Origin of the sequence: Paraburkholderia terricola (assembly GCF_900142195.1) — a bacterium.
Lineage (GTDB): Bacteria > Pseudomonadota > Gammaproteobacteria > Burkholderiales > Burkholderiaceae > Paraburkholderia > Paraburkholderia terricola.
This window is the reverse complement of sequence record NZ_FRAB01000009.1, coordinates 24,883-45,373: the sequence shown is the minus strand read 5'-3', so window position 1 is coordinate 45,373 and position 20,491 is coordinate 24,883. Positions and strand designations below refer to the sequence as shown.

14 protein-coding genes and 1 pseudogene are annotated in these 20,491 nt (G+C 64.9%); 10 read left to right on the top strand and 5 right to left on the bottom strand.

What is annotated here, in order from left to right; translation table 11 throughout:
• Positions 1-2 precede the first annotated feature (2 nt).
• A complete protein-coding gene (locus BUE39_RS10140) occupies positions 3-1,316 on the top strand; it encodes an MFS transporter (RefSeq protein ID WP_073428525.1) in 1,314 nt (437 codons plus the stop codon).
• 3 nt (positions 1,317-1,319) lie between these two features.
• Here the strand turns inward: BUE39_RS10140 and BUE39_RS10135 are convergent, their stop codons facing one another.
• A complete protein-coding gene (locus tag BUE39_RS10135; RefSeq protein ID WP_073428524.1) occupies positions 1,320-2,357 on the bottom strand; it encodes a helix-turn-helix transcriptional regulator in 1,038 nt (345 codons plus the stop codon).
• Between the two features lie 266 nt (positions 2,358-2,623).
• Between BUE39_RS10135 and BUE39_RS10130 the strand changes: the two genes are divergently transcribed.
• Positions 2,624-2,893: a hypothetical protein gene (locus BUE39_RS10130; protein WP_073428523.1), complete on the top strand. Its 270-nt coding sequence runs from the start codon at positions 2,624-2,626 to the stop codon at positions 2,891-2,893.
• A 580-nt stretch (positions 2,894-3,473) separates the two neighbouring features.
• Positions 3,474-5,378: an ATP-dependent metallopeptidase FtsH/Yme1/Tma family protein gene (locus tag BUE39_RS10125; RefSeq protein WP_073428522.1), complete on the top strand. Its 1,905-nt coding sequence runs from the start codon at positions 3,474-3,476 to the stop codon at positions 5,376-5,378.
• A 28-nt stretch (positions 5,379-5,406) separates the two neighbouring features.
• Here BUE39_RS10125 and BUE39_RS10120 read toward each other — a convergent pair whose 3' ends face one another.
• Both BUE39_RS10120 and BUE39_RS10115 read right to left on the bottom strand, forming a co-directional pair.
• On the bottom strand, positions 5,407-5,655 hold the full coding sequence (locus BUE39_RS10120; RefSeq protein ID WP_073428521.1) for a hypothetical protein: 249 nt from the start codon (positions 5,653-5,655) through the stop codon (positions 5,407-5,409).
• Positions 5,656-5,730: 75 nt separating this feature from the next.
• Entirely contained in the window at positions 5,731-6,915 is a 1,185-nt protein-coding gene (locus BUE39_RS10115) for an acyltransferase family protein (RefSeq protein WP_073428651.1), read from the bottom strand.
• A gap of 574 nt (positions 6,916-7,489) precedes the next feature.
• On the opposite strand from BUE39_RS10115, the gene BUE39_RS10110 reads away from it, so the two are divergent.
• Both BUE39_RS10110 and BUE39_RS10105 read left to right on the top strand, forming a co-directional pair.
• Positions 7,490-8,623: an OpgC domain-containing protein gene (locus tag BUE39_RS10110; protein WP_073428520.1), complete on the top strand. Its 1,134-nt coding sequence runs from the start codon at positions 7,490-7,492 to the stop codon at positions 8,621-8,623.
• On the top strand, positions 8,620-10,308 hold the full coding sequence (locus BUE39_RS10105) for a tannase/feruloyl esterase family alpha/beta hydrolase (protein WP_073428519.1): 1,689 nt from the start codon (positions 8,620-8,622) through the stop codon (positions 10,306-10,308). Before BUE39_RS10110 ends, BUE39_RS10105 begins: the two co-directional genes overlap by 4 nt.
• A gap of 173 nt (positions 10,309-10,481) precedes the next feature.
• Here BUE39_RS10105 and BUE39_RS10100 read toward each other — a convergent pair whose 3' ends face one another.
• Positions 10,482-10,874 carry a hypothetical protein gene (locus tag BUE39_RS10100; RefSeq protein WP_073428518.1) on the bottom strand — a complete coding sequence of 131 codons (393 nt, stop codon included), beginning with the start codon at positions 10,872-10,874 and terminating at the stop codon, positions 10,482-10,484.
• Between the two features lie 398 nt (positions 10,875-11,272).
• Between BUE39_RS10100 and BUE39_RS10095 the strand changes: the two genes are divergently transcribed.
• A complete protein-coding gene (locus tag BUE39_RS10095; protein WP_073428517.1) occupies positions 11,273-12,199 on the top strand; it encodes an ABC transporter ATP-binding protein in 927 nt (308 codons plus the stop codon).
• Positions 12,196-12,957, top strand: coding sequence for an ABC transporter permease (locus BUE39_RS10090; protein WP_073428516.1), 762 nt, complete (start codon positions 12,196-12,198; stop codon positions 12,955-12,957). Before BUE39_RS10095 ends, BUE39_RS10090 begins: the two co-directional genes overlap by 4 nt.
• A 71-nt stretch (positions 12,958-13,028) precedes the next feature.
• Here the strand turns inward: BUE39_RS10090 and BUE39_RS10085 are convergent, their stop codons facing one another.
• Complete coding sequence (locus BUE39_RS10085) at positions 13,029-14,036, bottom strand: helix-turn-helix transcriptional regulator (RefSeq protein WP_073428515.1); 1,008 nt, start codon at positions 14,034-14,036, stop codon at positions 13,029-13,031.
• 187 nt (positions 14,037-14,223) lie between these two features.
• Here BUE39_RS10085 and BUE39_RS10080 point away from each other — a divergent pair, with 187 nt between their 5' ends.
• The 3 genes and pseudogenes from BUE39_RS10080 to BUE39_RS10070 all read left to right on the top strand — a co-directional run bounded on the left by BUE39_RS10080 (position 14,224) and on the right by BUE39_RS10070 (position 20,385).
• Positions 14,224-15,138, top strand: coding sequence for a helix-turn-helix domain-containing protein (locus tag BUE39_RS10080; RefSeq protein WP_073428650.1), 915 nt, complete (start codon positions 14,224-14,226; stop codon positions 15,136-15,138).
• A 533-nt stretch (positions 15,139-15,671) separates the two neighbouring features.
• Positions 15,672-16,097, top strand: a complete 426-nt coding sequence (locus BUE39_RS10075; protein ID WP_073428514.1) for a DUF3830 family protein — start codon at positions 15,672-15,674, stop codon at positions 16,095-16,097.
• 628 nt (positions 16,098-16,725) lie between these two features.
• A pseudogene (locus BUE39_RS10070) lies at positions 16,726-20,385 on the top strand (YadA-like family protein).
• The last annotated feature ends 106 nt before the right edge of the window (positions 20,386-20,491 follow it).

Here is a 20,491-nt window from a genome sequence, read left to right as displayed (position 1 = left end):
TCATGCACACTGCCGCCGGAAACACGGCTACGCCGTCCCGCGCCGAACTTCGACGTATCGTCACGGCGATCGTGATCGGCAACGGCTTCGTCGCCTACGACTTCACCGTCTACAGCTTTTCGGCCGTCATCATCGGCAATCTGTTCTTTCCGTCGGACGATCCCGGCTCGTCGCTGCTGCTCTCGCTCGCCACCTTCGGCGCGGGCTTCGTGATGCGCCCGCTCGGCGCGCTGATGATCGGTCACATTGCCGACAGCCACGGCCGCAAGGCCGGCCTCACCGTCTCGCTCGCGCTGATGACGCTCGGCACATGGCTGATCGCGTGCCTGCCCGGCTATGCGTCGATCGGCCCCGCCGCGAGCGTGCTGATGGTGCTCGCGCGCCTGATGCAGGGGCTCGCGGCGGGCGGCGAGATCGGCCCGGCGTCGGCCTCGCTGATGGAGTCGGCGGGCCGTGGGCGCCGCTGCTTCATGGCGAGCTGGCGCGGGGCCAGCCAGGGGGCGGCCGCCTTCGCCGCCGCGCTGGTCGGCGCCGGCACCACCGCGCTGCTGTCGCCCGCCGCCATGCACGACTGGGGATGGCGCATTCCGTTCGTGCTGGGCGGGCTGATCGGTCCGGTGGGCTGGTATTTGCGCCGCCGCATGCCGGCCGGCGCGCCGCCGCGCCGCGCACGGCTGAATCCGCGGCGCATGTTCGCCGAGCACACGCGCCCGCTCGTCTGCGGAATTCTGATGATGGCGGCGCCCTCGGTGAGCATCTACCTCACCGTGTTCTATATGCCGGCCTACCTCGTTCGCACGCTGCATCGGCCGCCGGTGGTCAGCCTGCTGACGGCGTGCCTGTCGGGCGTCGCGATTCTCGTGGCGACACCGCTCGTCGCACGCGCGGCCGACCGGCTCGCGAGCCGCAAGACGCTGCAATACGTGTCGCTGGCGGCGTCGCTCATCGCGGCCTGGCCGGTGTTCTGGGCGCTGACTCACGGCGTGAGCGATCTCGCCGCGCTGGTCATCATCACGGCCTACGTCGCGCTGGCGGTCAACAACGCGGGCGCGAGTTCGGTGCTGATGATGGAGGCGTTTCCCGCGCATCGGCGCGCTAGCGGCGTGTCGGTGATCTACAGCTTCGGCGTCGTGCTGTTCGGCGGATTTTCGCCGTTCCTCGTGACGTGGCTCATCAATCTGACGGGCGATCCGATGATTCCGGCGTGGTATCTGATGGGCGCGACGGCACTCGCGCTGGCCGCGCTGAAGCAGTTCCCCGAGAGCGCGGCGCCGCAGGCGCGCACCGCCTGCGCCGTGCCCCGGCCGCCGCTCTGATTGCTACGCCGGGGTGCCTGCTTGCAGGGCGAGTGCGCGCCCGCGCATGTCCTGCGGACTCATGTCGAAGGCGCGCCGGAACGCGCGCGTAAAGTCGGACGCGCTGTGAAAACCCAACCCATAGGCGATTTCCGCCACCTGCAACTGCGGGAAGCGAACCAGTTCGTCCGCGGCTTCCCGCAGCCGGCGATTGCGGATATAGGCGCCGAGTCCGCCCTCGTGCTCGAACCAGCGATAGATCGTCGCGCGTTTCAGTTGCAACGCCTGAACCACACGTGTGGGCGTGAGTTCGCCGTCGTGCAGATTGGCTTCGACGTAGCGGCGCACGCGGCCCATCAACGCCGCCTGTAGCGCGGCGCGGTCCGCGCCCGTCAGGCGCGCCTCCTGGCGAAACACGGCGGTCAGCAACTGCGCGCCGGCGTGCAGGGCCTCGCTCGCGCTACCCGCGTCGAGCCTGGGGATTTCCCTGGCAAGCGCGGCCAGATGATCCAGCGCGAGGCCGGCGAGCGGCGAGCCTTGCTGAACGATGCGGCCGTGAAGCGCCGCGCCGTCGCGCAATTCCTGGTGGATCATCGCGGCCGGTACGAACACGCTCAGCAGGCGGCACCGGGGGCGTTCGACGCGAAACGGCTGGTTCAGATCGAACGCGACGATGCCTTGCACGGAGCCCGGCGCACTGCGCTTCCTGTGCATGCCCTTGACGTGGCCGATTTCTCCTTCGAGAAAGAGCTGGAAGACGTAATCGCGCCGCGCGTCGGTGGAGACGCGGGCCACCGAGCGTTCGAGCAGCATCGGGTCGGTGCGGCAGTCGGTAAACACGATGCCGCCGACCGCATACAAATCGATTTCACCGCGAAATCCCCCGGCGATCTGCTCTTTCGACGGCGGGGCGTCGACCACATGGCCCACGCGCTGGCGCCAGGCCAGAAATTGCTCGCCGGGCGCGAGTTCGTGCGTGCTGAAACGGTTCACCGAGACGATGGAGCGCGAATCGGCCGTGGCGGCCGCGGCCAGATGTGGCGGCAAGGTGCGCTGGTTCATGGGTCCGATGCGGCAAGCGGGGGATGCGGCGGCGGGCCGTATTTCGGCTGCCGTCGCCGGAATTTGAGACGGATGGTAAAGCCTAACAAAAAACCTACGTTAATGTCACACGATTAGATGCAGATCGTTTTCGCCGACGGCGCGGCCGAAATCCACTGCCCGGTCACGTGAAATCGCAACTGCGCGCTCACAGAGCGTTGGTTCGCCGCGGCGCGGGGGCGAGGTCCACGCTCGGCCAATCTGGCAACTCACCGGGGCATGGAACGATGAACGGCACGAAGCGGCAACCGGGCGGGCGGTATCCGGCGAGCCTGGCGGACATACAGTTGGAGCATCTGGAGAACATGGTCGAGTACCTGTCGCGCGAGGGCGGCGCCGGCGTGACGCATCCGCTCGGCCAGGACTACTGGGAAAAGCGCATCCGCGCGCTCGAAGAGACGCATGAGCTGATTGGCAGCCAGCGGCAACGTCTCACCAGACTTCTGACGAGACTGGGCAACGAAGCGCCGGTCGCGAACCGTGGACGCGAAGGTTGAACAGCAGATTGACAGCGCGAGACCAGATCGATGCCGGCCTGCATCGAAAATAAAAACGAAGAGCCTGGGAGAGAAGCGGCGATGATGCGAACGGGCCCGAAGAGGCCCGTCGCTCATTGGTGCGGGCGTCGAACGCACGCCTTCGAATAAAGCGGCTTCGCGAGCGCGGCCAAGCAGCCGTTTTCCTCGATCCCAATCGACTCCAATCGAGTCTATGTGCCGTAAATCTGACCGCTTTTAAATAGGGCGCGGCTAATTGTAGGTATCCAAAGTACACAGCGAATAGAGGGCTGCTAAACTGTGCCCGGAGCAGCGTATCTCGTATTTCAACCGATCGCTCGTTCCCTAAAAATTCCGGCGGGCGCAAATCCCCGGATAGACGGTGGAAATGGGCTTTTTCCGTGATTTGGAAAGAGCGGCGCCACGGCATACTCACCTGCATGAGTGCCGCTAAAAGCGCGCAGGCCTGGGGCGCTCTTCAGGCTGCAGGGTGTCGCAGCAGTCGATCCCCACACATCTCTACTCCTCTGACTTTTACAAGTATTGGGGCTCGCTTTGAGCCCGTTTTTGGAAGTGACTCATGAAGCCGGGAAAGAACTCGCTTGGGAAAAGACGCGCACGCAAACTCGCGATTGCGGTAGGTGCGGCGCTCATCGCCGCGTTGCTCGCATTCAGCTTCTGGCATCACCAGCAGCGCAACGCGCAAGCCGCACCGGCGCTGACCGGCGTCGCACAGGACATGCGCCACGATCCGTCGGCGTGGACGCGCGAAGAGAAAGACGCGTCGCAAATGATGCGTGATGTGCGCGGCGCCAACGTCGCGGCGATCGGCGTGAGTCCGAACGCGATCCTGGTGTCGAGGCGCGACGGCTCGAAGTACTTCGTCACCGATAACAATGCGGCGTTCTCGCATGCGCTGCTGCTCGACGAACCCAAGTCCGGCGAGGCCGCGCCGTATCAACTCGTCTGGCTTCCCGATGCGGATATCCGCACCGGCGGCGCCACCTGGATTCGCGTATTCGAGCAGACCCGCGACGCGATCAGCGTGCTGCTGCCGCTGCTGCTGATCGGCGGCATGGTGTGGTTCATGCGCCGCGAGATGCGAGGCGGCGCGCAGTTGCTCAGCAAGGCGCCCACGCTGCGTTTCGACGACGTGATCGGCGCGGGCGAAGCGAAGGCCGCGCTCGCGGATATTCGCGGCTATTTGTCGGACCCGAAGCAATTCACGTCGATGGGCGTGCGCGCGCCGTGCGGCATTCTGATGGTGGGCGGTCCGGGCGTCGGCAAGACGCGGCTCGCGCAGGCGCTCGCGGGCGAGTGCGGCGCGAGCTTCATCTCGATCACGGGCAGCTACTTCAGCGCGAAGTACTACGGCGTCGGCATTCAGAAGGTCAAGAATCTGTTCGAACTCGCGCGCAAGAACGCGCCCACGGTGATCTTCATCGACGAGGCCGACGGTCTCGCCAAGCGCACGGATACCGGCGGCGGTCCGGTGGAGGCCGAGAGCAATCGCATCATCAATCAGCTGCTCGCGGAAATGGACGGCTTTGCTTCGAACGAAGGCGTCATCATCGTCGCGGCGACCAACCACCCCGACAATCTGGATGAAGCATTGCGCCGGCCGGGCCGTTTCGATCGCACCGTGCAGGTTCGTTTGCCCGACCGCGAGGACCGCGCGAAGATCTTCCGCTTCTACGCGGAAAAGCTGAAGTCGAAATCCGCCGACATCGACTACGATCAACTCGCTCGCCTCACCACGGGTCTGTCTCCGGCGACGGTCGCGATGGTGGTGAATCAGGCGGGGCTCGTCGCGCGCAAGGCCGGCGACACGGAGATCGCCTCGAAGCACTTCATGGAAGCGATCAAGATCGCGCGCATCGGCGACGTGAGCGGCGCCGAGCGCGCACTGAGCGAGGATGAACGCACGCGCATCGCCGTGCACGAAGCAGGGCACGGTCTCGTCGCGGCGCTGCTCGGCACCGGCGTGCTGGAAGAGGTCACGATTCTGCCGCGCGGCGGCGCATTGGGCGTGGCGCTCATCACCAAGGCGCAGGACAAGCATCTGTACCGCGAGACCGAGATTCGCAACGAAATCCAGGTGTTGCTCGGCGGGCGCAATGCCGAGATCCTCACCTTCTCCGAGGCATCGAGCGGCGCCGCGTCGGATTTGCAGGAGGCGTCGCGCATCAGCCTCGACATGGTGTCGAAATTCGGTTTCAACAGCGACGGCGACCTGTTCAGCCTCGCGGCGCTGCCCTCGCAGTACGCGGGTCTGCAGATGAAGAGCGCCATCGAGCACGCGAACGTGCTGCTCAAGGAGTTGAACGAACTCTGCTACGGTCTGCTGCACGCTTACGAACCGGTGCTGCGGGCCATCGCGGACGAATTGCTCGAACAGGAAACGGTGCCCGGAGAAACGGTCTATCGGTTGATCCGGGAACACAAGAACTCGCTCAAGATCGTCCACGAGCCGGCCGCCGCCTGAAGCGGATTTTGTAGCGCGCGGGTCTCACTCACGCGAAGTCGGAAGGGCCGGGCGGCGGCACGCCCGGCGGCGTTTCGGTTTCGCCTAACGGGTTGTGTTTGGCCTCGTCGTCGTGCGGCGGGGTTTCGCCTTTTTCCGGCAACGGCTGATCGAGGCCCGGCTCGACTGGCGTGGGAAATGCGTCGCCAACGGGCTTGGAGACCTCGGTGGGCGGGCCGCCGGGGTCTTCATCAGGCTTCTGCTCCTGTTCGTTCGGGGGATTGGGCATGTTTGCCATGACGAATCTCCGGTTGATGTGATGCCCTCATTCGTCAGCAACGCCTGTGCCACCCTCGCCGCATAGGCGGTTTTATCAAACGGCGTCCGAAGCGGCGCCGTCCTCCCTCAACGTGGGCTCATTGCGAGCCGCGCGCGCGATAGGTGCTTGCGCCGCAGCGGGATTTGTCGCGTCAGCCGGCGCACGCCGCGTCTTCAGGCGAAGGATCGGCTCTTCGATCAGCCGCCACGACAGCAGCGCTATCGCCAGCGAAATCGCAAACGACGCGATGATGCCCGCGACATGCGCCCACATCGGCACCGCGCCGCCGAAGAACGCCACCGCATGATGGTTGCGGGTCAGGTCGGGAATCAGGTTGTGATAAAGATAAAAACCGTAGCTGACACGCCCGAAGCTCACCAGCCAGCCGGTTTCGAGCAAGCCGATCACCACCGCGTTGCGGCAGCACGCAATCGAACAGACCAGCGCGGCAATGCAGAGGCCGTATAACGCGCTCACGGCGGTGAAGGCGAATGAACTGTCGAACTCGCTCCACGCCGGTTCGGTCGCGCAAAAACCCACGAGGCACAGACTCAACACGAACAGCGTCGCGCCGTGACCGAGCCAGGCGCGCAAGCGGCTCGCGTTGCCCGCGATCATCAAGCCGCCGATGCCGCCCAGCGCCAGCAGCCAGAAATTGGTCAACGGGTGCGTGTAGATCGTGATTTCCTGCCAGTGCGCCGCGCGCATCGCGAAGAGCGACACCAGTCCGGCCGCGACGATCGCGAGGCACACCGCGCGATGCCGCCGCGCCGCGAGCAGCAGCAATAGCGGCGCGAACACGAGATAGAACTGCTCCTCGATCGCGAGACTCCACAAGTGCGAGTAACGCCCCGGCCAGTAATGCAGCACGGAGCCGATCCAGAAGTTCGACAGATACGCGAAGTGAAACGGCATGCCGCTCGCCAGTTCGGGACTCGCGATGCCGAACGCCATTAGCACGCACATCACGATCAGCATCAGGTAGTAAATCGGAAAGATGCGCAGCGTGCGGCGGAACAGGAAACGCTTGAGCTCGGCGCCGAACCGGCTGGCGTTTTTCTCGATGCGCGCGCGCTGTGCGGAGAGGATGCCGATGATCAGAAAACCGCTCAGCGCAAAGAAGATCCATACGCCGAGATGGCCGATCTCGCCGATGTCGCCGAACAGGCGGTGCTGAAAAAATACCATCAGGACCGCGATTGCGCGCAGTCCGTCGAAGCCGGCAATTCTGTTGTTCATGTGGTCTTCTTCCAGAGCGAAGGCGGCGCGCGCGGCGCTGCGCTTCAGGGCGGTAGTGGAAGGACCGGCGCGCATCGGTGACGGCAAAGTCAGCGGCGGCGAATAGAAGGCGTCGCAATGACGCTCGGCGAGCCGGCTGATCGCGGATCAGCGGCAGCGTGTCCGGTCCACATGAGTGGCCGCCGTCGAAGGGTGGCATCGCTCGCACTGCGCGATGTCCGACGGGCGTGCGTGAATTCATCCTACGATGAAAAAAAGCGAAAAAAATCGCATAGGCGGTTCAGGGATTTTTTTTTGCGGCTATTAGCGGCGGCATTGGCGTTTTGAACGTCGAAAGCCGCAAATCTTTCCGCAAACCGGGTGCGTGAAGCCCCACTCTTACCGCACGCCGACAGTTGAATTTCAACTCGCCGCCACGCGGTTCGACGTGTCAGGCGAGTTGTCAGCGAGCGCCGCGACGCTGCACGGCGCCGGCGGAAACGTTCTATTCTGGTCGCTTCGTATGACAAACAGCGAGCGACATGTGCGGCTCTCACGGCGCGCCGCATGCGCGCGCGATCCAGCGAGAACCCGAATGGAAACACGCCACGGGCGCCCCGAAGGAAGTCCCCGAACGGGACGTTCGATCGAAGTGGATTTCTTCCGCGGCATCGTCCTGCTCGTGATCGTGCTGGATCACATTCCCGGCAGCACGCTGTCGCATCTGATGTTGCACGCCTACGCGTTGTGCGACTCCGCCGAAGTGTTCGTGTTTCTCGGCGGCTATGCATCGGCGGCGGCGTATACGGCGGTGCTCGCGGGTCGCGGTGAGAGCGCGGCGAGAATGCGCTTCGTCAAACGCTGCTGGGAAATCTATCGCGCCTATCTGTTGACGGCGGTATTGACGCTGCTCTCCGGCGCGGTGCTCGCGCTGCTGCGCCTGAATCAGCCGATGGTCGAGCTCACCCATTGGCAGCCGTTCGCGGCCCAGCCGCTGCGCGAAGCGTTCGATATCGCGTTGCTGCGGCGTCAGCCGTATCTGTCGAGCGTGTTGCCCATGTATATGCTCTACGCGCTCTGCGTGCCGTTCGCGGTGCCGCTCGCGCGCCGCTCCGCGCTCCTGGCGCTGGCCTCGAGCGCGGCGATCTGGGCGCTCGCACGGCCGCTCGCCGCGCTCTTCGCCATTGACGACATGGCCGAGTGGGCTTTTAATCCGTTTGCGTGGCAGTTGGTGTTCGTACTCGGAATCCTGTGCCGCGTGCAGCCGATCAGCGAGCGCTTTCACGCAGGCGGCACCGCGCGCTGGTTCACGCGCGTCGCGGTGATCGCGGTGCTGGCGTTCGCTATCATCCAACTCTTCGTGCTGACGCAACCGCTGCCCGGCGCCTTTAAACAGAACCTGTCCATCTACCGCGTGATCAACTTCATCGTCATTGCCTGGCTTGCCGCGCAGTTCGTGCGCATGGGCAGCATCGCGCGGCTCGCACGGCGGCTGCCCGCCGTGGTGGCGGTCGGCCGCACCGGGCTCGTGTGTTTCGTCATGGGCACGCTGGTGTCGTTGGTCGTCGATACGGCCACGCCGCATGCGTTGCACGGTTTTCGCGGCGTGCTGATCGGACTCGGCGGCGATCTGGTCGCGATCGGCGCACTCCTGATGATCGCGCGTGGCTGGAGCGGCTGGAAAGGGCAGCATGCGCGGGCGGTCGCCAGCGGCGCGGGTTGCGGATGAGCGCGTATCGGCGCGGTGCGCGCGGTAGGCGGGATTCGCGCACGGCCCGCTGGGTCGTCGGCGCGCTGTCGTGGCTGAGCCTGAGCTTGAGCCTGGGCGTGCAGCCCGCGCTGGCCGCGTCGACGGAAGCGCCGCTCGCGCTGCGTTGCGCTGGATTCGCGGGCGCGGTGCTGCCGGCCGAACTGATCGCATTGCCGACCGCCGGCGCGCTGATCGAGAGCGCGGTGATGGTCGGCGCCACCGCGCCCGGCAATCAGCAAGGCGGCGAGTTTTGCCGCATCACCGGCCGCATCAAGGGGCTGAAGGCCGACACGCCCGATATCCGTTTCGATCTGAATCTGCCGCGCCGCTGGAACGGCCGCGCGCTGCAAATCGGCGGCGGCGGCTACAACGGCGTAGTGGTGAGCGGCACCGGCGTGATGCCGTTTTCGCCGGATCGCGCGCCGCTCGCCCAAGGCTATGCGACTTTCGGCGACGACTCGGGGCACGTCGGCGATTCGTCGCTCGCGGTGTTCGGCCTCGTCGACGAAGCCGTGACGAACTTCGGCTACGCGCACCTGAAGAAAACGCACGACGTGGCGGTTGCATTGATCGCGCGCGCGTACGGTCAGCCGCCGCAGCGCATGTACTTCGCGGGCGGCTCGACCGGCGGGCGCGAAGGCTACACGGTCATGCAGCGCTTTCCCGACGACTACGACGGGGTGATCGCCAATTCCCCCGCGCTCAATTTTTCCGGCGTGCGGCTGCTCGGCGTGAAGCTCGGCCATGCGGAATACGCGACGCCGGGCGGCTTCATTCCACCGTTGCTGCTCGAACGCGTGTATCAACGAACGATCGCGGCTTGCGACCGGCTCGACGGCGCGGCGGACGCCATCGTCAGCGACGTCGCCGCTTGCCGCGCGCACGAAGCGGAGATCATCGCGTCGTTGCGCTGCGCGGGCCGCGCGCCCGCGACCGACGAATGCCTCACGGACGCGCAACTCGCCACCTTGCTCGTGATGCGCGACGGCCTTTCGCTGCCGTACCGGCTGGCGTGGGACGTGACCGGCTATCGCGGCTACAACATTTTTCAGGGCACGCGTTTGAACGGCACGCTCGGGCTCGGACATCAGGCGGCGCGTTTGCCGGTGCCGACGTTCCTCGCCAACGGCTACCTGTTCGCGCAAGGCGACGGCTACGTCCGCTATTTCGTCGCGCGGGACGCCGGCTTCGATTCACTCAGGTTCGATCCGCAAGCTCCGGGCAAGTATCGCCAGCAACTGGTCGCCTTGTCGCAGACCATCGGCTCGATGAACCACGACCTCGCCCGCTACATTGCGCGCGGCGGCAAGCTCATCACGCTGCAAGGCCTCGCCGACGAAGTCATCAGCCCCAATCAGACGATCGCCTACTACGACGCATTGGTCGAGCGCTTCGGCATCGACCAGGTCAACGGGTTCATGCGGCTCTACATGGTGCCGGGTTTTCAGCACGGCGGCGGCGCGTTCATTCCCTCGGTGGATCTGTTGGGCGCGCTCGACAATTGGGTCACGCGCGGCGCGGCGCCCGAAACCTTGACGGCGACCGACATCGCCGCGGCCACCAATGGACGCTCGCGTCCGTTGTGCCGCTATCCGCTGTTTCCGCGCTACGCCGGCAAGGGCAACGTGAATCTCGCCGCCAGTTTCGTGTGCGCGGAACCGTGATGCGTCTCACGCGTAGTGCTTGAAAAAACCACAAGGGCGTTGAAAGGGAAAACCCGTCGCGGTTGCCGGCGCCGACCGTTCGTTTGCGCCTCGACGAAAGAGGGCGGCGACGCCCGTTTTAGGCGCCGCCGCCCCGGTTGCACGGGATCGGCTCGATAGAGCGTCGCTTGCGGTTACTGGCTGCCTTGCGTCGCGCCGCTCGTCCCGCGATTCATGTCGTCGCTGGTGCCGCTGCGCGTACCGTTCTTCATGCCTTTGTGCATGCCGCTGTTCGAACGGTCCGTCGGCAGGCTGTTGGGCGTGGCGCCGGTGCCGGTGCCCATGCCGCCGCCGGTGCCGGTCACGCCCGGCGAGCCATAGCCCGAATCGCTCGGGCTCTTCATCGTGCCGGGGCCGACGCCAGGTGTCGCGGTGCCGCCCGCTCCGCCCGTCGTGCCGCCGCCCGCGCCCACGCCGGTGCCGCCGCTGCCGGTCCCGCCCGCACCGCCGCCGGCCTGTGCATACACGCCGCCCGACAGCGCCATCACGAGCGCCGAAGCAAGGATTGTCCTGGTCATGTGTTTCATGGTTCACCTCCATGGAGTCGGATTGATGCCACGCAAGCGCATGTCGCTCGCATGGACGAACTGCCGCAAGCGATGTGCCCCGGACCGAACGGTGCGTCGCGGACAACGCGGCGGCGCGGCCCCGCACGCGCCGCTTGCGCGGGTTCGAATCGAATCCGGGGCTGCGCGGCAGCGTGTCTTGAATCGAGCATGGCGCGTTCCCGAAACGGTGCTTCGGAAGCCATTGAACCGCTGTGGCAGGCGCGTGGCCGCGACGTGTTCCGGCACCAGAGAGCGCTTTTCGGGCGCGCCGCGATGTCGCGCTGCACGCTTTGCCACTTTCCATTACATTGCGGGTGCGGTCGCGTGCTCGCGACGCTTTTTCCAATCAAATTACGGTGTCTGCCATCATCGAATCCATGCAGCCAATCGTCTCGGTCACCAATCTGTCGAAAACCTATGCCAGCGGTTTTCATGCACTGAAGAACATCGATCTGGCCATCAACCGAGGGGAAATTTTCGCCTTGCTCGGGCCGAACGGCGCGGGCAAAACCACGCTCATCAGCATCATCTGCGGCATCGTGAATGCGAGCGAAGGCCGCGTGACGGTGGACGGCCGCGACATCGCGGCGGACTATCGCGGCGCGCGTTCGCTGATCGGCCTCGTGCCGCAGGAACTCACCACCGACTCGTTCGAAACCGTCTGGGCCACCGTCTCGTTCAGCCGCGGACTGTTCGGCAAGCCGAAAAACCCCGCTCACATCGAGAAGGTGTTGCGCGACCTGTCGCTGTGGGAAAAGCGCGATAGCAAGATCATCACGCTGTCGGGCGGCATGAAGCGCCGCGTGCTGATCGCCAAGGCGCTCTCGCACGAACCGCGCGTGCTGTTCCTCGACGAACCCACCGCCGGCGTGGACGTGGAGTTGCGGCGCGATATGTGGAAGCTGGTGCGCTCGCTCGCCGCGAGCGGCGTGACGATCATCCTCACCACGCACTACATCGACGAAGCGGAGGAGATGGCCGACCGCATCGGCGTGATCAACGCGGGCGAGATCATGCTGGTCGAGGAAAAGACGGAGTTGATGCGCAAGCTCGGCAAGAAGCAGCTCACGCTGCAACTCGAGAGTCCGCTCCACGAGTTGCCGCCCGCGCTGGCCGGCTACGGGCTCGATGTCGCGAAGGGCGGCAACGAGCTGATCTACACCTACGAGGGCGATGGCGGGCGCACCGACATCATCGCGCTGCTCAAGGCGCTCGACGACGCCCGCATCCGCTTCAAGGACCTGCATACGACGCAAAGCTCGCTCGAAGACATCTTCGTCAGTCTGCTCCGGGGTAATCAATGAACATTCATGCAATTCGCGCGATCTACAAGTTCGAAATGGCGCGCACCTGGCGCACGCTGATGCAGAGCATCATCGCGCCGGTGATTTCCACGTCGCTTTACTTCGTCGTGTTCGGCGCGGCGATCGGCTCGCGCATCAAGGAAGTGGACGGCATCAGCTACGGCGCGTTCATCGTGCCGGGCTTGATCATGTTGTCGCTGCTGTCGCAAAGCATTTCGAACGCGTCGTTCGGGATTTACTTTCCGCGCTTTACCGGCACGATCTACGAGTTGTTGTCGGCGCCGGTCTCGTATCTGGAGATCGTCGTGAGCTACGTGGGCGCGGCGGCCACCAAGTCGATTCTGCTCGGGCTGATCATTCTCGCTACCGCGGGTCTGTTCGTGCCGCTGCAAGTGCAGCACCCGTTCTGGATGATCCTCTTCCTGGTGCTCACCGCGGTCACGTTCAGTCTGCTCGGCTTCATCATCGGCATCTGGGCGGACAGCTTCGAGAAGCTGCAACTCGTGCCGCTGCTGATCATCACGCCGCTCACGTTTCTCGGCGGCAGTTTCTATGCGGTCAATATGCTGCCGCCGTTCTGGCGCGCCGTGACGCTGCTCAATCCGATCGTTTATCTGGTGAGCGGATTTCGCTGGAGCTTCTATGGACTCGCCGATGTGAACGTCGAGGTGAGTCTCGGCATGACCGCGCTGTTTCTGGCGGTGTTTCTGGCGATCGTCGCGTGGATCTTCAAGACCGGTTATCGGCTCAAGAGTTGACGTGGGAGCGGGCGGACGTGACGGCGCTTGCCGTCACGTCACTTCGCGTCACTTCGCGTCACGTCCATCGGCTATGACACGTAGGCCTGCGCGACGTTGATCAACTGCACGCGGTTGCGCACCTTGAACAGTTGCCGCAAACGCCGCAGATGGTAGTCGACGTTATGCGGCGACAAGCCGAGGAAATAGGCGATTTCCTTGTCGCGCTGGCCCTGTACGACCGCCTTCAGCACCGCATGCTGCAAGTCGCTCAGCGCGACGCGCGGCGGCTGCGCCGGCGCGATGCCGATCACGCTCCTCGCGTGCGTCCAGATGAATTCGTGAATCGTGTGCGCGAACATCAATGTTTCGGCAACGATCGATTCGGTCATCCAGCGCGGATTGCCGATTTCCGAATTGAAGCACAGGCTTGCGCTCAGTTCCGGCTCGGGCAGCGGCATCTGCGTGAGGATCCCGCTCTTGCGCCCGTTCGCCTCCAGCATGTCGATCAGGCCGCCGAGCCGCTCGCTGCGCAGTTGCGCGCGCGGCAGGTCGGCACGCATGTCGGCCGTGCTCCACAGAAGCGGCATGCCGGTCGGGGAGGCGAGCGCCACGCGCGGGTCGAGCTCGAAATAACGCTCGCGGAAATAACGCGTGAGCCACGCCTGCGACTCGTAGCTGGTCAGCACGAACATCGTCTTGTGATGCGCGGTGGTGCGCGTGGCCGAATAGCTGAACGACTCGAAGCCGAGCTGCTTGATGCGCCGCCGCACGAACTCGATGCGGTCCTGCGCGCTGCCGAAACGCACCAGCGGACTGATGACCGGCGCCCGCCGCGCGGCGGGCGAGGGAGCGAGCGACGGCGTGCCGATCTCCTCTTCGGTGAAGAGCGTCAGAAAACCCGCGGGCGCCATGCCTGCGGTGCGGTTGGGTGTCCTGGATGCTTCAGCCGCGTGGGCCGATTTCTCGCGTTGCCGCGTGCCGGCCGGGTAAGCCGGTTGCGCGGTCAGCGCCGAGTTGTATGCCGCCGATGCCTGCCCGGCTTCGCCTTGCGGCGAGCCGGTCAGCCAGTGCGGCAGCGTATCGCATTCGTGTTCCATGAAACGGTAGCTCCGGCGTTCAGAACGCATGAAGGAAGACAAGCTGAATGATTAGCTATTTCCAAAAATTACGGTAGCCGGTTCCTTGCTATCATTTTTGGGATCTTGCGCTGACAGCAGGCCGGCAATGCGGCTGTGACAGGTTTTCTCATCTGCATACGGCACCTCCCTCGTAATGGACGACGTGATGGCACGAATTCCGAAGCTGACAACGACGCTCGCCTACGACCGCTACATGGCGGGCCAGAAACTGGTGTCGAGCGTGGAGCGCCCGTGGCGGCACCTGGTACTGCGCTCCTATCTCGAACCGGTCGAGCAGGAACTGCTGGAGGCGCCCGGCTTGCAGGACCTCACGCTGATGACGCTCGGCAGCGGCGCCGAACATCTCGAGCGCAACCTGAACGGGCGCTGGGAGAGCGCCGAGCTGCGCGTGGGCGACGTGTGGTTCGTGCCGCCCGCGCCGATCTCGTGGCGCTGGCGGTCGACCAGCGATGAGCCGCTGTCGACCGTCCATTTGCATATCGAGCGTGGCCTGATCGACAGCGTCGCCGATCAGATGGAACTCGACGGCTCGCGCGAGCTGTCGCTTGGCGACGCAATGCAGTTCAAGGATCCGCTGGTCGCCGCGATGATCGACGCGTTGCACCGCGCCGCGGCCGATCCGGCCGACTCGCGTCTCTATGTGGACGCGCTGGTTCACGCGCTCGCCGCGCATCTTCTGCAGCATTACTCGCGCGGCCGGCAAGCGCGGGGTGCCATGCCTGCACAGCGGCCCGACAGGCTGGTGCCGCGCCGCATCCGCCGCGTGACCGACTATATCCGCGCGAATCTGGCCGCCGATCTGGCGATCAGCGAACTGGCCGCGCAGGCCGGGTTAAGCAGTTTTCATTTTGCGCGCGTGTTTCGCCGCGAGACCGGAGAAACACCCCATCAGTTCGTCACGCGCTTGAGGCTCGAGCAAGCAGCGAGGCTTTTGCGCGCCACCCGGCAGACGGTGCTGCAGATTGCGATTGCAGTTGGTTTCGAGAGTGCCAGTCATTTCTCCGTGCAGTTCAAGCGTGGCTACGGCGTGACGCCGCTTGCCTACCGGCTGCGCGGCTGAAGTACGGATTGCGCGGCTGGAAGTGGCCGGTTGCCCGGCAGGCGATGTCTGAGCGGCGAGCCGCCGGTGGGTGCGGGACATGGACCCCGCCAATGTCTTTTTCCAGGGCCGGCGACGCTGCTCGGCCGCACGACCCCACCGCAGGCGCTGCGGCTGGTGGCCGGCTATGTTTTGCCATCAAGGCGCAAAGCGCGCAAAGTGCAACGCGCCGCCTTGCTGGAAACCACGTACGTTGCACAGTGTGCTGCGCATTGCGCGGCTTGCAAACTACGAACTTTCGTGACAGTGCAGCGGCCGGACCTGGCATGGCCGTGCCGTGCCGGGGTTACGGCCGTCTTTCGCGCGTGGCCTTGCTGCCTGGTGCAACTGGCCTGACGGCATGGACGGGAACTGTATCTGTCGAAGCCTTGCATCGGACGACAGAATAGCGGGCTTGCCCCAAAGCGCATGGCACGCGGGCGCGGCAGGTTCCAACGGGCGTCTTTCCGATCATTCCGTTCCACGGCCACGCCGCCACACCAGGATATCTAGCGATGCCCCGACTCCGAATCACTTCCTGCGGTTATGTGTTTATCGCCGAAACGCATCCCGACGCGCCGCAAACCGTGGCCGCCTTTCTGAAGCTGCTGCCGTACCGTCAGAAGATCATTCACGTGCGCTGGAGCGGCGAAGGCTGCTGGGTGCCGCTCGGCGACTTCAAGCTCGAGAACGACGGCGCCGCGGTCGGCTTCGAGAATCACACGAGCCATCCGTCGGTTGGTGACATTCTGTTTTATCCGGGCGGCTTCAGCGAAACCGAGATTTTGATTGCGTACGGATCGTGCTGCTTCGCGAGCAAGATGGGGCAACTCGCGGGCAATCACTTTCTGACCATCGTCGAGGGTAAGGACAAGCTGCGCGAACTCGGCACCAAGGTGTTGTGGGAAGGCGCGCAGGACGTGGTGTTCGAAAAGATCTAAAACGCTGGCGGCGTCGGCGGGCGCGGGCGGCATCGAGACCGCGCTCGCGAACCGTCGGGCCGCCGGTATGAAAGCGCGGGTCGACGACCTGTTCGAATACTCGATGGCGCCTGGGCGGCAAAACATCCGCTCGCGTTGGTCTCGCCCTCCGCCCGGTCCGGGCGCTGCTCCCATCTCGCCGTCGAGAAAACGGCTGACGATCTGACTCCGTTCCCACCACGAACAACTTCTCCCTGAGCGCGAGTGACGGGCCCTCGGGGGTGACCGTGACGGCTGCGCTTACGTTAAAGAATTTCACCGCGCGCGAATTGGCGCTTTCTGCGGTTGTCATTTGAGACAAATTAAGCTTTCTCTTGTATTTGCCTAATTGCATTTAGTTTGAATTAAGAGGTTTGGCATTTTCCGTCTTAAATCCATTATGCCGTTTTTGCTAATTAAAGCTAAAAATTAGCTTTTAGGATTAATCGTATTCGCGATATTGCGCCGTGACGGCAGACTGCCTCCATCGCCTTTATCGGCCGAGTGAAAGCGCGATGCGATCTTGGTTTCCTTTTGTTTTATAGCGTGGAATTGAGATTGCATAAGAAAAATCTCGGTAAATGAACTTTCGATTAAAAGATTGGGAGGAATGTTGAACCGGACTTATAAAACCGTATGGAATAGCGCCACTCGCACCTACGTCGCGGCTTCTGAAATGACGAAGAGCAGGGGCGCGAAAGGCGCGTCCGCATGCACGACACTGATGGCCGCTGGTGGAGGGCTTTTGAGCGCGTTGGCGTTCTCGCTGCCGGCCGGCGCCGCGGAATGCGAGTCGCCGGCGCAGTACTGTTCGAGCGCCGCGGAGGCGCTTGCGGCTCAAACCGGAGACGGGGTCACGCCGCCCGCCAACGATGCGGCCACCCCCGCGGAGTTGACTGCCGCGATCAATAACGCAAGCGTATTCGCCAGCAATCCGATCGTTGCGCCGGCCACCCAGCCGGCGGTTGCCGCGTCGAGCCTGGCTGCCATGCCCGCGCCGCTCGCAAGCGCGCCGGTGACCGACTATATTGCCGTCAGCCCGAATGTGGTCGGTGGCACCAGCACCAGCACGACGAGCTCGCTGAACGCAATGGCGATCGGGCCCGCCGCGGCGGCGAGCGGCATCAACGCGCTGACAGTCGGCGCCGGTTCCGGCGCCGCCAAGGACGGGACCACGGCGGTGGGCTCGGGCGCATTCGCGGTGTCGGCGAACGCGACCGTGATCGGTGCGTATTCGTCGGTGGCAGCCAACGCGGATAATTCGGTGTCGATCGGGTACTCATCCCGTTCGAGCAAGGTCAATGCGACGTCCATTGGCTCCTTCGCTAGCGCCGCCGCAAACGGTGCCGTCGCCATCGGCTACAAAACATTTATCCCGTCTTCCGGGGCGGATTCAGTGGTGCTGGGTTCCTATTCCTCGGCCACCGCAACGGGTTCGGTGGCGCTCGGCACGGGCGCGGTGGCAGACCGCGTCAACGTGGTGTCCGTGGGCAACCTCGCGCAAGGCCGGCAGATCGCCTATGTCGCGGCAGGCACGTTGCCTACGGATGCCGCCAACGTCGGCCAACTCTCGGGCGTGACCGGGGCGCTCGGCGGCGGCGCGGTCATCGACCCGGCAAACGGCGCGGTCGTCGCACCGGTCTATACGATCGGCGGCGCGACCTACAACGATGTCGGCGCCGCCCTGGCGGCGGTCGCATCGGGCAACGCGCTCGAAAGCGCGGATTCGCTGCGCTACGACACCGCGAACCATGACGTGGCGACGCTGGGCAACCCCGGCATGCCCGTCAAACTGACGAACGTCGCGGACGCCGCGCTGAACGCGGATAGTTCCGACGCCGTCACCGGCGCGCAGCTTTACGGCACCAATCAGGCAGTCGCGCAAAATACCGCCGACATCACCAACATCAGTAACGGTAGCGCTGGCCTGCTGCGGCAAAATCCGACCTCGCGCGACCTGACCGTCGCAAAGGACACGGACGGCAAGCATGTCGACTTCACGGGCACCGCGGGGCCGCGTGAACTGCTCGGCGTGGCCGCGGGTACGACCGCAAGCTCCGCGATCAATCTGGGCCAGCTCAGCCCGGCTGTCGCATCGCTTGGCGGCGGCGCAACCGTCAGTGCCAGCGGTTCGGTAACCGGCCCGACGTATCGCGTGCAAGCCGGCACGCAAACCACGGTGGGCGGCGCGCTCAGCTCGCTCGACACGGGCCTGACGTCGCTGGAAACCCGAATCAATAGCGGCACCATCGGTCTGGTCACGCACAATCCGAGTACTCGCGACATTCTGGTTGGCGCGGCAATGTTCGGAACCCGCGTCGACTTCGCCGGCGCGAGCGGCACCCGCGTGTTGGACGGCGTGGCGGCCGGCGCGGTCAACGACGCCAGCAGCGAAGCGGTGAACGGCGCGCAACTTCAGGCGAACACCGCGAGCACGGCTGCGGCGCTAGGCGGCGGCGCCCGCGTCGCCGCGGACGGAACGGTCACGCGCCCCGTCTACGACGTCGGCGGAAAGACATACGGCGACGTGGGTTCCGCACTTGCGGCGGTGGTCTCGGGCAGCACGGAGGCTGGAGCCGATGCGGTTCGATACGATTCGGCCGAGCACGCTTCGGTGACATTGGGCGGCACTGCGCCGGTACAGGTGACGAACGTGCGCGCCGCCACGCTCGACGCCGGCAGTCTCGATGCCGTCAACGGCGCGCAACTGTACGAGACCAACGAGGCCGTCGCGCGGAACACGGATGGCATCACGAACCTCGGCCAGCGCGTCACCGACAACACCACGAATATCACCCACCTCGACGCGCGCACCACGACGATCGAAGGGAATGTGAGCCACATCGCGAACCAGATCACGAACGGTGAGCTCGGGCTCTTGCGGCAGGATCAGGAGTCGCGCGATCTCACCGTCGCGAAAGACACGGACGGCGCTCGCGTCGACTTCGGCGGCACTGCCGGCTCCCGGGAGTTGATCGGGATTGCGGCGGGCACCACGGATACGTCGGCGATCAATCTGGGCCAGTTCAAGCCGATGGTGACCGCGCTTGGCGGCGGCGCGCAGATCAACGCCGACGGTTCGGTGACCGGCCCCACGTACTAGGTTCAGGGCGCCACGCAAACCACCGTCGGCGACGCGCTCGGCTCGCTCGACACCAGCCTCACCACGTTGCGGCAGAACATGGAGACCGGCGGCATCGGCATCGTCACGCAAGATAGTCTGTCGCGCGTGATCAACGTCGGCGCGACGACGGACGGCAATCTGATCGACATGGCCGGCACGGCAGGCAATCGGGTCGTCACCGGCATGGCGCGAGGCGCGGTCAGCGCGAGCAGCAACGATGCGGTCAACGGTTCCCAACTGCACGCGCAGGCAGCGAGTACGGCTGTCGCGCTCGGCGGCGGCGCAACCGTGAATGAGGATGGATCGGTGACGGCGCCGTCGTACAGCGTGGGCGGTGCGGTCGTGAGCAATGTGGGCAGCGCCATCACCAACCTGGACGGCCGCGTGACGCAGAACAGCAGCGACATCATGAATCTGCAAACCTCCGTCGGCAGCATCAGCGGGACGGTGGCGAATGCGGTGCAGTACGACAGTTCGGCTCATGACAAGGTCACGCTCGGAGGCACCGCTGCCGACGCGCAGAAGGTCCAGCTAACCAACCTGAAGGACGGCGATATATCAGCCACGAGCAGCGATGCGGTGACGGGTGCGCAGCTCTGGAGCACCAACCAGCGGATCGGCAATCTCGATCAGACGGTGCGGAATAGCCAGCAGAACGGCAGCGCCTATCTCGCCACCAATAGCTCCGGTAACGCGGCGCAGGCGATCGGCAACGGTTCGGCGGCGATCGGCGGAGGCGCGATAGCATCGGCGCCCAACGCAGTGGCGATCGGCGAGGGTTCGGTGGCCGATCAGACGAACACGGTGTCGATAGGTTCAGCCGGTAACGAGCGCCGCATCACCAACGTCGCGGCGGGACAGGCGCCCACCGACGCCGTGAACATGCAGCAGTTCCAGGGCAGCATGAGCGACATGGCGCGTAACGCGTATTCGGGAACGGCGTCGGCTATCGCGCTGGGCATGGTCCCCGAAGTCGACGCGAACAAGAACCTCGCGGTCGGTGTCGGCACGGCCGGCTACAAAGGCTATCAGGCGGTGGCGGTTGGCTTGTCGGCGCGCGTCACGCAGAGTCTGAAGCTGAAACTCGGCGCGGGCATCAGTTCAGCCGCGACAACCGTCGGCGCCGGTGCGGCGTATCAGTGGTAGGAGAGAGGCGGAAGTCGGACGCGCCTTGACCGGCGCGGGTGCTCCGCAGTGAGTCAGCGGCAGTGAGTCAGCGGCAATGAGTCAGCGGCAGTGAGTCAGCGTGAGC